Origin of the sequence: Curvibacter microcysteis (assembly GCF_028649455.1) — a bacterium.
Classification (GTDB): Bacteria; Pseudomonadota; Gammaproteobacteria; order Burkholderiales; family Burkholderiaceae_C; genus Curvibacter; species Curvibacter microcysteis.
Genome location: NZ_JAQSIO010000003.1, coordinates 126,255 through 140,230, shown reverse-complemented (window position 1 = coordinate 140,230; position 13,976 = coordinate 126,255). Strand labels below are relative to the sequence as shown.

The following is a 13,976-nucleotide window of genomic DNA, read 5'->3' as shown; positions in this document are numbered from 1 at the left end:
CCAAGAGGAATCGATACTGTACCCAAAAATGAAGTGGGGCTTGTGCAGCAAAGCACAAGCCCCGACAGTTCACTTCAAGGTGAAGAGATCAGAATCAGGCTTGACCCATCAGCTCGTCAAAAGCAACTTGCTTTTCAGTGACCTTGGCGCGGGCCAGCACGAATTCGGTCACGTTGTTTTCGATCACAACGCCTTCGACTTCAGCCAGGCGGTTGTTGTCACCGAAGTACCAACGCACGACTTCAGCCGGCTTCTCGTAGCTGGCAGCCAGCTCTTCGACGTGGGCCTTCAGTTGCTCAGGCTTGGCTTGCAGTTCGTTGGCACGAACCAGCTCGGCCACCACCAGGCCCAGGCGCACGCGGCGCTCGGCTTGAGGACGGAACACTTCGTCAGGGATCGGGGCCTTGTCAGCGTCCTTGATGCCGCGTTGCTTCAGGTCGGCGCGGGCGCCTTCCACCATGCGAGCGACTTCAGCGTTGATGCTGGCATTGGGCAGGTCGAGTTCGGCCTTGCCAACCAGGGCGTCCATCACGGCTTGCTTGTTGCGGGCCAGCAGACGGAACTTGACTTCGCGCTCCAGGTTCTTCTTGATGTCTGCGCGCAGGGCTTCCACGGTGCCTTCAGCGATGCCCAGGGACTTGGCCAAAGCGTCGTTCACTTCGGGCAAATTGGCGGCTTCGATCTTCTTCACGGTGACCAGGAAGTCGGCTTGCTTGCCGGCCACGTCCTTGCCGTGGTAGTCGGCCGGGAAGGCCAAGGGGAAGGTCTTGCTTTCGCCAGCCTTCATGCCGCGCACGGCATCTTCGAATTCCTTCAACATCTGACCGTCAGCGATCAGGAACTGGAAGTCTTCAGCCTTGCCGCCAGCGAAGGGTTCGCCGTCGATCTTGCCTTCGAAGTCAACCGTCACGCGGTCGCTGTCTTGAGCCGCTTGATCTTGACCACGTTGGGCAAAGGTACGGCGTTGCTTGCGCAGGATTTCCAGGGTCTTGTCGATGGCAGCGTCGTCCACTTCGGCCGACAGCTTTTCGACTTCAGCGGTGCTCAGGTCGCCGATCTTGACTTCGGGGAACACTTCAAACACGGCGTCAAAGGTCAGCTCGCCTTCGGGCGCGCCTTCTTTTTCGGTGATGCGGGGCTGGCCAGCAACACGCAGCTTGGCTTCGTTGGCGGCCAGGGCAAAAGCCTCGCCCACCTTGTCGTTCATCACTTCGTACTGGACGGAGTAACCATAGCGCTGGGCCACCACGGCCATCGGCACCTTGCCAGGACGGAAACCGTCCATCTTGACGGTGCGGGCCATGCGCTTGAGGCGCGTGTCCACTTCAGCCTGGATCGCGGTGACGGGCAAGGTCAGCGTGATCTTGCGTTCGAGTTTCTCGAGGGTCTCAACGGTAACAGCCATCAAATTCTCCTGATATGGCATGGCAGGCTGCGTGATCAAGCACGTCGTCGCCTGGCGTGAATAAGTTTTTTGGTGGTGCGCGGGGGGGGACTCGAACCCCCACACCATTGCTGGCGTCAGGACCTAAACCTGGTGCGTCTACCAATTTCGCCACCCGCGCGCCCTGCAAAACAAAACAGGTGATCAGCTCACACTGACCACCCCAACGAAATCGGTCAACCTTCTATTTTAGCGGCTTGGAAAGCCGGTTTTGGCGATCCACCTGGCCGAATCTGTGGGCAAACCCTTGGAAAGGCTCGAAAAACAAGCACTTTCCAAGGGCTCAGGCCCAGTCAGGCGCCCGCCAAGCACCAGCCAGGCCTGTGCCAACGCAGACTCAAGCCACCTCGATGGCGGGGCGCTTGACGCGGAACCAGGCCGCATACATGGCCGGCAAAGCCAGCAGGGTCAGCAGCGTGGCGACGATCAAGCCACCCATGATGGCCACCGCCATCGGGCCCCAGAACACGCTGCGCGACAGCGGGATCATGGCCAAAACCGCCGCCGCTGCCGTCAGCACAATGGGGCGCAAGCGCCGCACGGCCGACTCGACAATGGCATCCCAGGCCGGTACGCCGCGCGCCCGGTCCTGCTCGATCTGGTCGATCAAGATCACCGAGTTGCGCTGGATCATGCCCATCAAGGCAATCACCCCGAGCAAGGCCACAAAGCCAAACGGACGGTTCAGCAGAATCAGCGCCCCAGCCACACCCGCAATGCCCAGCGGGCCCGTGAGGAACACCAACATGGCACGGCTGAAGCTCTGCAATTGCAGCATCAAGAGGGTGAAAGTGATGAACAACATCACCGGCAAGCCGGCCGCGATCGAGGCCGAGCCCTTGCTGCTCTCCTCCACCGCCCCGGCCACCTCAATGCGGATGGCCTGCCCCGCCGCCGCCCAACGCGCCTCCAGCGCCTTGAGTTCAGGCAGCAACTCGGCCGTCACCGTGGCGCCTTGCAGGCCTTCCACGATGTCGCCCTGCACGGTCACGGCGTAGTCGCGGTTCTCGCGCCACATCACGCCTGGCTCCCAGGTGAACACCGGCTTGGCGATCTGGGTCAACGGAATGGAGCGACCCGAGGCCGTGGGCAAGTAGGCATTGGCAATGTCGGTGATGGCATTGCGCTCGTCCAGAGGTTGGCGCAGCACGATGTCGATCAGCTTGTCGTTCTCGCGGAACTGACCCACGGAGGCACCGGTCAGGATGGCCGCCGCCGCTTGGGCGATGGCCTGGCTGGTCACCCCCAGCGCGCGCGCCTTGGCCTGGTCCACCTCCAGGCGGATGACCTTCACGGACTCGTTCCAGTTGTCGTTCACGCCGCGCATGTTCTTGTTTTCGCGCAGCACCGCCTTGACCTCGTCGGCGCGCTCGCGAACCAGGGCCGGGTTGGCACCCATCACGCGGAACTGCACCGGGTAAGGCACGGGCGGGCCGTTGGGCAGCAGCTTGACGCGGCCACGCACCTCAGGAAACTCCTCGGCCAGCAGGGTCGGCAGCTTGATGCGCAGCGACTCCCGGATCTTCAGGTCCTGCGGCAGGATGATGAATTGCGAGACGTTGGTCTGCGGGAACACCTGGTCCAGCGGCAGGTAAAAGCGCGGCACGCCCGAGCCCACCCAAGTGCTGACGCTCTGGACGCCCACCTCTTCGCGCAGGCGGGCTTCGACGCGGCGCGTCACCGACTCGTTGGCGGCAAAGGAGGTGCCTTCAGGGAACCAAATGTCGACCAAGATTTCAGGGCGGCTGGAATCCGGGAAGAATTGCTGCTGCACCTTGCCCATGCCCACGATGCCCAGCACAAAGATCAGCACGGTGGCACCAATCGTGATCCAGCGGTGCGCCACGCACCAGGTCACGGTGCGGCGGAAGCTCTTGTAGAAGGGCGTGTCGAATATCTCATGCGGCCCATCGCTGTGACCGCCGCCTTCCTGCGACGCCGTCACATGCGGCGGACGCTTGAGCAACAGCACCCCCAGGTAAGGCACAAAGTAAACCGACACGATCCAGCTCAGCACCAGGGCGATCACTGTCACCGCGAAGATGGCAAAGGTGTATTCACCGGTTTGCGACTTGGCCAGGCCAATGGGCAAAAAGCCCGCGGCGGTGATCAAGGTGCCGGTCAACATGGGCATGGCAGTGATTTCGTAAGCGAAGGTGGCGGCACGCACCCTGTCGTAGCCCTCCTCCATCTTGGTCACCATCATCTCTACCGCAATGATGGCGTCGTCCACCAGCAAGCCCAGCGCAATGATCAGCGAGCCCAGCGAAATCTTGTGCAGGCCAATGCCCCAGTACCACATGGCCAAAAAGGTCACGGCCAACACCAGGGGAATGGTGATGCCCACCACCAGACCGGGGCGGATGTCGATGTAGTAACGGCGCCAAAGCGGGTTCTGCCCCGGGCGCTTGTGCAAGCCCAGGCTGATGAAGCTGACCGCCAACACGATCACCACGGCCTCGATCAACACCTGCACAAACTCACCCACCGAGCGGGTCACCGACTTGGGCTGGTCTTGCACCTGCACCAGGCTCACGCCCGCAGGCAGGCTTTGTTCGATGCGCTGCGTGGCGGTCTTGAGCGACTTGCCCAGAGCGATGATGTCGCCGCCCTTGGCCATGGAGACCCCCAGCGCAATCACTTCATGCCCGTTGTGGCGCACCTTGACGCTGGGCGGGTCGACATAGCCGCGCGTGATGGTGCCAATGTCGCCCAGACGGAACTGGTTGCCCGAGCTGCCGCGGATCGGCATGGCGCGCAGTTGCTCGACGGCCTCAAACTGGCCCTGCACCCGCACCTGTACCACGTCCAGCGGGGTTTGCACGGCGCCCGCGCTCTCCACTGCGTTTTGCGCATTGAGCTGGGCCAGCACCGCGTTCAAGTCCAGGCCCAATTGGGCCAGGCGTTTTTGCGAGATCTCGATGAAGATCTTCTCGTCCTGCACGCCAAACAATTCGACCTTGGCCACGTCGGGCACGCGCAGCAGCGACTGGCGCACGTCATCGGCAAAGGTCTTGATTTCAGCGTAGCTGAAGCCGTCCGATTCGAGCGCGTAGATCACGCCGTAAACGTCGCCAAACTCGTCATTGAAGAACGGACCCTGCACGCCACTGGGCAGGGTGTAGCGGATGTCGCCAATCTTTTTGCGGACTTGGTACCAGACATTGGCCACCTCGCTGGCCCGCGAGGTGTCTTTGATCTGGAAGATGACCTGCGACTCGCCCGGCTTGGAGTAGCTGCGGATCTTGTCCGCATAAGGCACTTCTTGCAGGGTCTTTTCCAACTTGTCGGTGATTTGCTCAGCCACCTGCTGGGCAGTCGCGCCTGGCCAGTAGGTGCGCACCACCATGGCCCGGAAGGTGAACGGCGGGTCCTCATCCTGGCCCAGCTGGAAGTAGGCGGCAAAGCCCAGCAACAGCAAAACGACCAGCAGGTAGCGGGTCAGCGCCGGGTGATCCAGCGCCCATTTGGAGAGGTTGAAGCCTTCTTTGGGTTGCACTTGCGTCATGTCTGGCCTCACTTGCCCGAGCCAGCCACAGCGGCAGCGGCGGGAGGTGCGTCGGCGGCGGCAGCGGTGGGCGCGGTGGGGGACTCACTCATGGCAGCACCGGCCACGGCCTTTTTGGGTTGGTAAAGGCTGACCTTTTGCCCTGGCGACAGCACGTGCACGCCCGCGACCACCACCTGGTCACCGGGCTTGAGGCCCCCGGCGATGACGGCTTCATTGCCGTCTGCGGTGGCAATTTCCACCGGCTGCAGGCGCACTGTCATGCTGCTGGGGTCCAGCAACCAGACCGCCGATTTGCGGCCTTCCTGGCGCAAGGCACTGGTGGGCAACTTGATCACAGCGACTTCCGCGCGGGCCAGGCCTTGCGGCAGCACATTGACGGTCGCGCCCAACGCCGGGGCGCCCTGGCTCGGCAGCGCCACCTTGACCGAGTAGGTGCGCGTCACCGGGTCGGCACTGGCCGCCACCTCGCGCACCTGGCCTTCAATCTGGCGGTTTTCAGACCACACCTTGACCACCACATTGGCGCCCACCTTGACCCCAGCGACCTTGTCCTCTGGCACCGCAAAGACCACGTCACGCGGTCCATCCTGGGCGATGCGCACCACCGGCGAGCCAGCCTGCACCACCTGGCCAGGTTCGGCCTCGATGGCCGTCACCACGCCCGCCACATCCGCCACCAAGGAGGTGTAGGCAATTTGGTTGCCCTGACTGGCGAGTTGGGCCTGCGCCTGCTCCAGCGAAGCCTGGGCGGATTTGAGGGTGGTTTCCCGGCGCTGCAACTCCGAGCCGCCAATGAAGTTCTTGTCGAACAGCTCTTTGTAACGGCGGTAATCGGCAGCGGCCAGATCGCGGTTGGTCTGGGCCGATGCCACTTGAGCGCGGGCAGCGTCAGCACCCAACTGGTAGTCCTGTGGGTCCAACTGGGCGAGGACCTGCCCCACCTTCACGCGCTGACCCAGCTCGGCCTGGCGGCGGATAATCTTGCCGGCCACGCGAAAGCCCAGGCGAGAATCGACGCGCGCCTTGACCTCACCGGAGTATTCGTACACCGAGCCCAGCGCGCTGGGGCTCACCGTCAGCACCTTGACCGAGCGCACCGGCTCAGCAGCCGGTTCGGGCTTGGAGCACCCCGCCAGCCACAAGGCCGCCGAGAGGCTCAAGGCCCCGGTCAAAAGGGTTCGAGCACGGGAAGAAAGCGCAAAGACGGGCATGACAAAACCTGCTGTACAAGGTGCGGATGGGGGGACTTGAAGTGGCGGAGAAGCGCCGCCGCGACAGAGACAAGATGTCAATGAGGCCTTCAAGTTGTATTAATGACTCACTGGTTAGTAATCTAAGGGATTGTTCTGATGCATGTCAAGCCAGCGCACCACGCCTCACCCAGCCCAGCTTCAGCGCTTGGGGTCGACGCGTCCAAAGTGTTGCCTGTCACCCACTATGAGAACTTCCCCGTGGCCTCCTGGTTGTGTCCGCCGCGCCTGCGCGCGCCGATCGCGGCGCTCTACCATTTCGCGCGCACGGCCGACGACCTGGCCGACGAAGGCCCCGGAACGGCCGAACAACGCCTGTCCGAGCTGAGCGCCTACCGGGCCCAGATGCACGCCGCCCTGGCCTCAGGGGCCGCCGAGTCGAGCGCCAGACAGGACGCCGCCGCACCCGCGCTGTGGACCGGCGTGCTGGGGGCGCTGGCGCGTCAGCACGCGACCTGGCATTGGCCTGTTCAACTGCTCGACGACCTGCTCGACGCCTTCATGCAGGACGTGGCCTGGACCCAGGCCCAGCGCCTCTACCCCGACCGCGCCACCCTGCTCGACTACTGCCGGCGCTCGGCCAACCCCGTGGGTCGCCTGCTGCTGCACCTGCACCAGGTCCAGGATGCAGAGGCCTTGCAACAAAGTGATGACATCTGCAGCGCCTTGCAGTTGGTCAACTTCTGGCAGGACCTGCGCCAAGACATTCCGCGCGGGCGCCACTACCTGAGCGAGGCCGACTGCCAGCAGCACGGCGTCACCCGGGCCCAACTGCAAGCGCTTGAATCCACCCCGGCCACACAGGCCCTGGTGCAAGCCCAACTGGACTGGGCCGAAGCCTTGATGCGGCGCGGCGCCCCCTTGGTGCACCGCCTGCCCGGGCGCGCGGGCTGGGAATTGCGCCTGGTGGTGCAAGGTGGCCTGCAGGTGATCCGGCGCCTGCGTCAGCCCCGCCACGACCCACTGCGCCGGCGCATCAAACTGGGCCGCAGCGACTACACCGCCATGCTCTGGCACAGCCTGTGGATGTGACAAGACCCCCCAGGTCCCGCGCCTCCAACTGACCCGAGCCCAGCCCCGGCGACAAGATGGGACAATCGAGGGCGAACGCCAAGCCAGATCCATGACCCCAGAAGACTACGTCCAGCAAAAAGCGGCCGCCTCCGGCAGCAGCTTTTATTACGCCTTTTTGTTCCTGCCCAAGCCGAGGCGCGCCGCCATCACGGCCTTCTACGCCTTTTGCCGCGAGGTGGACGACGTGGTCGACGAGGTCAGCGACAGCGGCGTGGCCCACACCAAACTGGCCTGGTGGCAAAACGAAGTGCGCCAAGCCTTTGCCGGCCAGCCCAGCCACCCGGTGATGAAGGCCCTGATGCCCCATGTGCCGGTCTACGACCTGCGCCAGGAGCAGTTTCAGGCCGTGATCCAGGGCTGCCAAATGGACTTGGAGCAAACCCGTTACCTGGACTACCCCGGCCTGCAACGTTACTGCCACCTGGTGGCCGGTGTGGTGGGTGAGGTGTCGGCCCGCATCTTTGGCCAGACCGACGCGCGCACCACCGACTACGCCCACACCCTGGGCCAGGCCTTCCAACTGACCAACATCATCCGCGACGTGGGTGAGGACGCCATGCGCGGCCGCATCTACCTGCCGGTCAATGAATTGCAGCAATTCGACGTCAAGGCCCACGAGGTGCTTCAGCGCGTGCACTCCGACCGCTTCGTCAAGCTGATGCAGTTCCAGGCTGAACGCGCGCATGCCCTGTACGACCGTGCCCTCAGCCTGCTGCCGGCCGCTGACCTGCGTGCGCAAAAGCCCGGCCTGATGATGGCCAGCATCTACCGCACCCTGCTGCGGGAGATCGAGCACGAAAACTTCCAGGTGCTGCACCAACGCATCAGCCTGACCCCGCTGCGCAAACTCTGGCTGGCCTGGAAGGTCCAGGCGCTCGGCCGTGTCTGAGGGGTCCGCTCGATCCTTGCAAGCACCCGCCAAACCACGCGTTGCCGTGGTCGGCGGCGGCTGGGCCGGCCTGGCCGCCGCCATCGCTGCCAGCCAAGGCGGTGCCAGCGTGCACTTGTTCGAGGCGGCGCCCCAATGGGGAGGCCGCGCGCGCCGCCTGGGCACGGAACCCGGCCAGGCCGGCTTGGACAACGGCCAGCACATCCTGATCGGTGCCTATGCCGAATGCCTGCGCTTGATGCGCCTGGTCGGCGTGTCGCCCGAACAGGGCTTGCTGCGCCTGCCGCTGAGCCTGCGCTTTCCCGACGGCCAAGGCCTGCGCCTGCCCGCCTGGCCAGCGCCGCTGGACGCCGTGGCCGGCATCCTGGGGGCGGTGGGCTGGTCATGGGCCGATCGCCTGTCGCTGCTGCGCGCCACCTTGCGCTGGCAATGGGGCGACTTTGAATGCCCGGCGTCGCTCAGCGTGCTGGACCTGTGCCAGGGCATCCGTCCCCGCGTCATGGCCGACCTGCTGGAGCCCTTGTGCGTGTCGGCCTTGAACACCCCCATCGGCGAAGCCAGCGGGCAGGTGTTCCTGCGCGTGCTGCGCGATGCGCTGGCGGGGCCCTCGGGCAGCTCGCACCTGCTGCTGCCGCGCACCGACCTCAGCGCTTTGTGGCCCGAGGCCGCCGCCCGTTGGCTGCAAGTCCAGGGCCACAGCGCGCTGTGCAGCCACCGGGTGCACAGCTTGAGGCGCTTGAGCGGCGGGCGCTGGCAGCTCGACTTGGGCGACACCGTGGGTGCCCCCGCCACCGAGGCCTTTGACCAATTGATTCTGGCCTGCCCACCCGGCGAGGCCAGCCGCTTGCTGGAACAGGCCCAAGGCCTGGCCGACGGCCACGCCCGACCGGTGCAGCGCTGGGTGCAACAGGCCCGTGCCCTGCGCTTTGAGGCCATTGCCACCGTCTACGCCCAGGCGCCCGGCCTGCGCCTGCCAGCGCCCTTGCTGGCCCTGCGGCCCCAGGCCGAGGCCCCCGCCCAGTTTGTGTTTGACCGTGGCCAGTTGGGGGGCTCCCAGGGCTTGTTGGCCCTGGTGGTCAGTGCCAGCAGCACCGACCGCGAGTTGCTGACCCAACAGGTGCTGCGCCAAGCCCGCGCCGAACTGAGCCCGCTGGGCCTGAAAGATCTGCACTGGCAGCAGACCGTGGTCGAGAAGCGCGCCACCTTCGCCTGCACGCCCGGCCTGCAACGCCCCAGCCAAGCCGTGCTGACCGGTCTGCAAGCCTGCGGCGATTACTGCGCCGGTCCCTACCCCGCCACGCTCGAAGGCGCCGTGCTCAGTGGCAGCGCCGCCGGCCGGGCCGCCGCCTTGGGCCTGGTTTGAAGGTTCAGGCCGGGGACTGAGGCCCTTGGCCCAGCCAGGCGCACAGCTCGGTCAGCGACTGCACCGTCAGGGGCGCCGGGTGCTCATGCGTCCAGGCCTGCTGTTCTCGGTTCAGCCACACGGCCTGCAAACCTGACTGCAGCGCGCCCACGGCATCCAGTGCGGCGTCGTCGCCCACATGCAGCACTTCGTGCGGGGCCACGCCCGCGGCCTCGGCGGCGGCGTGGAAGATGCGCGGATCGGGCTTGGCCACCCCAAAGTCGCGCGCGTTGAGCGCGGCCTTGAAATACGGCGCCAGCCCCACTTGCTCGATGTCGGCATTGCCGTTGGACACCGCCACCAGCGGGTAGCGCGCGGCCATGAATTGCAGGCTGGGGTGCGCGTCGTCAAACATCGTCACGCGTTGGCGCTCAGCAAAGAAAACGTCAAACGCGGGTTCGGCCAGATCGGTCGGGTCGCCCGCTTGCCCCAGGGCCAGGCGGATGGACTCACGCCGCAGCGCGCTCAGGTCGGCGCGCAGGTCGGGCCGCAAGTCCACCATGCGGTTGCGGATCTCGCGCAGCGCACCGGGCTGGGCAAACAGCTCGGCGGTGCGGGGGGCGTGGTCCTGCAACCACTGCGCCAGCACCTCTTCGGCGCGGGCAATGGTGGGCCAGATGGGCCATAAAGTGTCATCAAGATCGAGGGTGATGGCCCGGATGCGTGCGAGGTCGAGCATAGGTGGCCGAGAATACGGCATTCCGAACATCCCCAGGTCCAGCCCTTCTATGCGCTCCAAGTTTGCCCCCGAACCTGCCTTCCGCCACGGCCAAGCCGCCCGCACCGGCGTGCTGCTGTGCAACCTGGGCACGCCCGAAGCACCCACCGCGCCGGCGCTGCGCCGCTACCTGGGCCAGTTCCTGAGCGACCACCGCGTGGTGGAAATCCCGGCCCTGCTCTGGAAGCCCATCCTGCACGGCATCATCTTGCGCGTGCGCCCAGCCAAGTCGGCCGCCAAATACGCCAGCGTCTGGACGCCCGACGGCTCACCGCTCAAGGTCTGGACCGACAAGCAAGCCAAGCTGCTGCAAGGCTGGCTTGGCGAAGCGGGCCACCAGGTGCTGGTGCGCTACGCCATGCGTTACGGCAACCCGTCCATTGCCAGCCAGCTGGACGCCCTGAAGGCCGAAGGCGTGACCCGCATCCTGATCCTCAGCGCCTACCCGCAGTATTCGGGCACCACCACGGCCAGCGTGTTCGACGACGTGGCGGACTGGGGCAAGCGCCAGCGCCACTTGCCCGAACTGCGCTTCGTCAACCACTACCACGACGACCCGGGCTACATCGAAGCCCTGGCGCGCCGTGTGGAGGCCCACTGGCGCGAGCACGGCCAGCCCGACCAGCTGGTGATGAGCTTCCACGGCGTGCCGGCCCGCACCCTGCAACTGGGCGACCCCTACCACTGCGAGTGCTACAAGACCGGCCGCCTGCTGGCCGAACGCCTGGGCATTCGCCCGGACCGCTTCAAGATCACCTTCCAGTCGCGCTTTGGCAAAGCCAAGTGGCTGGAGCCCTACACCGAGCCCACCTTGATCGCCCTGGCCCAAGCCGGCACCCAGCGGGTGGACGTGATCTGCCCCGGCTTCACCAGCGACTGCCTGGAAACCCTGGAAGAAATCAGCCAGGAAGCACGCGAAGCCTTCCTGCACGCGGGCGGCAAAGACTTCCACTACATCCCCTGCCTGAACGACAGCCCGGCCTGGATCGATGCCCTCAGCGCCCTGACCCAGCGCCACCTGGGCGGCTGGCCGACCCAGGTGGCCAGCCAGGTCGAGCAACAAGACGCCCGCGACCGCGCGCTGGCCCTGGGTGCCAAGAACTGAAGCCCCTGGGTCCCCCCGGGCCTGGCCCGGCGGCGACACGTTATGCTTTTCGTCTCACAACGGGTCGGCTTAGCCGCCCCAAGAGCCGGCCTCCCCAGCGCCTAGGCGGCACGGGGACCGGCCCGCAAACCCTTTTTTCATGCCTGTTCAGCCCCTCCCGTCCCTGCCCACCTGGCCTGCTGCGCCCACCTTGCCGCTGGCCCAATTGCGCCGCCAGATCCCGCCCGCCGAGCTGGGCTTTGCCAGCACCGCCGAGCTGATCCACCTCAGCCCCGGCTGGATCGGCCAGCAGCGGGCACGTGAGGCCACCGACTTCGGGCTGCACCTGGACGCCCCCGACTACCACCTGTTTGTGCTCGGTGAGCCTGGCAGCGGCCGCAGCTCCTTGCTGCGCCAGGCCCTGCACGAAGCGGCCCAGCAGCGCCCCGTGCCGCCCGACCTGGCGTTCCTGCACCACTTCGAGCAGCCCCTGCGTCCCCTGGCCTTGCGACTGCCACCCGGCCAGGGGCGGGTGCTGCGCCAAGCCCTGCAGCAACTGAGTCGCCAACTGCCCACCGACATCCCGGCGCAACTGGAGGGCGCCGAGGTGATGCTGGCCGCCGAGCTGATCGAGACCGGCTTTGAGCGCGAAGAAAAGCACACCCTGGCGGGCCTGGAAGACCTGGCCACCCGCCACGGCTTCAAGCTGGGGCGCACCGGGGAAGGCGACAGCGAGCGCCTGCAACTGCTGGTGCGCGAGGACCGCAAGGCCGGCCCGGACACCGGCCCCAGCGACGCTGAAATCCTGGTGCGCCGTGAGATGGCCCAGGCCCTGGCCCGGCTGCGCGAGCGCGAACAGGCCCGCGACCAGGCCTTGTCCGAGCTGCAGGAGAAAACCCTCAAGCCCTGGCTGCAGTCCGTTTTCGAGCGCACCCTGGCCAGCTTCAGCGGCCTGACCGAGGCGGATCAAGCCCTGCTGCACCGCTGGTCACAGGCCGCCCAGCGCGAGGCGCTCGACGAGATCGAGCTGTTTTTGCCGCGCGCCGGCGAGGACGACGAGGCCGACCGCAAAGCCGATCTGGCCCATTGGCAGTCCTGCCTGAAGCTGAACCTGGCGGTCGACCAGGCCGAGCAACGCGGCGCGCCCGTGGTGATCGAGGACAACCCGCAAATGCGCAGTCTGTTTGGCTGCATCGAACACCCGGGTGGCGAAGACGCCGGTCCGCCCGACCACAACGCCATCCACGCCGGCGCCCTGCTGCGCGCCCACGGCGGCTACCTGATGCTGCACCTGGCCGACCTGGCCGAAGACGAGGGCTTGTGGGACCGCTTGCGCCGCTTCCTGCGCTCGCGCCTGCTGCAAATCGAAGACGCGGGTGGCAGCGGTGCCCCGGCCGGCGCCAGCCTGCAGCCTGAGCCCCTGGCCCTGAGCCTGCGCCTGGTGCTGATCGGCACGCCTGACGCCTACTACAAGCTGCAAGACAGCGAGCCCGAAATGGCCCGGCGCTTCCGCGTCAAGGTGGACTTTGCCGACCGCTTTGCCGACCACCCCGACCACCGCCAGGCGATGGCCATCTGGATGGGCCAGCGCTGCCAGGCCCTGGGCCTGCCCCAGGTGGACGCCAGCGGTGTGGCCGCCTTGCTGGAGCAAAGCCACCGACTGGCCGACGACCAGGGCTACCTGAGTGCCCAGCTCGGTAGCGTCGAAATGGACCTGATCGAAAGCGCCGCCGCCTGCCGCCGCCGGGGAGCGCCCTGGGTCAGCGCAGCCGACGTGGCCAGCGCCCTGCAAGCGCGCGCCCGGCGCCACAACCTGCCCGAGCAGGAGCTGCTGGAGCGCATCCGCCATGGCGAACACCTGCTGTCCACCGAGGGCCAGGCCCTGGGCCAGGTCAACGCCATGAGCCAGATCGACACCGGCGACCACCGCTTTGGCGTGCCCATGCGCATCACGGCGCGCACCCAGGCCGGGCACGGTGGTGTGCTCAACATCGAGCGCGAGGTCAAGCTGTCCGGTCCCATCCACGACAAGGGCGTGATGATCCTGCAAGGCTTTTTGCACCAGCTGCTGGCCGAACAAGCCCCGCTGGCGCTCAGCGCCTCGCTGGTGTTCGAGCAGGAGTACGACGGCGTGGAAGGCGACTCGGCCTCCTGCGCCGAGCTGTTCGCCCTGCTCTCCGCCTTGTCAGGCCTGCCGCTGCGCCAGGGCATCGCGGTCACCGGTGCCTTGAACCAGCATGGTGAGGTGCTGCCCGTGGGGGGCCTGAACGAAAAAATCGAGGGCTGGTTCCAGGTCTGCCGCGACGCCCGGCTCAGCGGTGAGCACGGGGTGCTGATTCCGGCGCGCAACCAGCGCCAACTGATGCTGTCGCACGAGGTGCTGGCCGCCGTGGCGGCGGGCCAGTTCAAGGTCTACACCATGGCCCATGTGGCCCAGGGCATGGAACTGCTCAGCGGCCGCCGCTTGCTGGGCTGGGACGCCGATGCAGCAGTGGCTCAGCCCAGCGTGCAAAGCCTGGCCTTGCAGACGCTGGCGGCCTACCGCCGGGCCTGCCTGCGCGCCCAAGGCGGGGCGCGGGGGCGCCGCCGGGGCTGAGTGGCCTC

At 66.3% G+C, this 13,976-nt stretch carries 9 protein-coding genes and 1 tRNA gene; 5 read left to right on the top strand and 5 right to left on the bottom strand.

Annotated features, from left to right (window positions below; genetic code table 11):
- Positions 1 to 94: 94 nt before the first annotated feature.
- From tig to PSQ39_RS09265, 4 genes are all read right to left on the bottom strand, one after another.
- The gene (tig, locus tag PSQ39_RS09280; RefSeq protein WP_273926489.1) at positions 95 to 1,405 is read right to left on the bottom strand and encodes a trigger factor; all 1,311 of its coding nucleotides are present in this window, start codon (positions 1,403 to 1,405) and stop codon (positions 95 to 97) included.
- A gap of 73 nt (positions 1,406 to 1,478) precedes the next feature.
- Positions 1,479 to 1,565: transfer RNA gene (locus PSQ39_RS09275), tRNA-Leu, on the bottom strand.
- Positions 1,566 to 1,781: 216 nt separating this feature from the next.
- Positions 1,782 to 4,952 carry an efflux RND transporter permease subunit gene (locus PSQ39_RS09270; RefSeq protein WP_273926488.1) on the bottom strand — a complete coding sequence of 1,057 codons (3,171 nt, stop codon included), beginning with the start codon at positions 4,950 to 4,952 and terminating at the stop codon, positions 1,782 to 1,784.
- 8 nt (positions 4,953 to 4,960) lie between these two features.
- Positions 4,961 to 6,166, bottom strand: a complete 1,206-nt coding sequence (locus PSQ39_RS09265) for an efflux RND transporter periplasmic adaptor subunit (RefSeq protein ID WP_409242013.1) — start codon at positions 6,164 to 6,166, stop codon at positions 4,961 to 4,963.
- 138 nt (positions 6,167 to 6,304) lie between these two features.
- On the opposite strand from PSQ39_RS09265, the gene hpnC reads away from it, so the two are divergent.
- The 3 genes from hpnC to hpnE all read left to right on the top strand — a co-directional run bounded on the left by hpnC (position 6,305) and on the right by hpnE (position 9,531).
- Positions 6,305 to 7,237, top strand: a complete 933-nt coding sequence (gene hpnC, locus PSQ39_RS09260) for a squalene synthase HpnC (RefSeq protein ID WP_273926486.1) — start codon at positions 6,305 to 6,307, stop codon at positions 7,235 to 7,237.
- A gap of 91 nt (positions 7,238 to 7,328) precedes the next feature.
- Positions 7,329 to 8,168 carry a presqualene diphosphate synthase HpnD gene (hpnD, locus tag PSQ39_RS09255; protein WP_273926485.1) on the top strand — a complete coding sequence of 280 codons (840 nt, stop codon included), beginning with the start codon at positions 7,329 to 7,331 and terminating at the stop codon, positions 8,166 to 8,168.
- Between the two features lie 16 nt (positions 8,169 to 8,184).
- Positions 8,185 to 9,531: a hydroxysqualene dehydroxylase HpnE gene (gene hpnE, locus PSQ39_RS09250; RefSeq protein ID WP_273926484.1), complete on the top strand. Its 1,347-nt coding sequence runs from the start codon at positions 8,185 to 8,187 to the stop codon at positions 9,529 to 9,531.
- A gap of 4 nt (positions 9,532 to 9,535) precedes the next feature.
- Here the strand turns inward: hpnE and PSQ39_RS09245 are convergent, their stop codons facing one another.
- Positions 9,536 to 10,249, bottom strand: a complete 714-nt coding sequence (locus PSQ39_RS09245) for an HAD-IA family hydrolase (RefSeq protein WP_273926483.1) — start codon at positions 10,247 to 10,249, stop codon at positions 9,536 to 9,538.
- A 49-nt stretch (positions 10,250 to 10,298) separates the two neighbouring features.
- On the opposite strand from PSQ39_RS09245, the gene hemH reads away from it, so the two are divergent.
- Both hemH and PSQ39_RS09235 read left to right on the top strand, forming a co-directional pair.
- Positions 10,299 to 11,393, top strand: a complete 1,095-nt coding sequence (gene hemH, locus PSQ39_RS09240) for a ferrochelatase (protein WP_273926482.1) — start codon at positions 10,299 to 10,301, stop codon at positions 11,391 to 11,393.
- Positions 11,394 to 11,532: 139 nt separating this feature from the next.
- Entirely contained in the window at positions 11,533 to 13,968 is a 2,436-nt protein-coding gene (locus PSQ39_RS09235) for a Lon protease family protein (RefSeq protein WP_273926481.1), read from the top strand.
- Positions 13,969 to 13,976 lie beyond the last annotated feature (8 nt).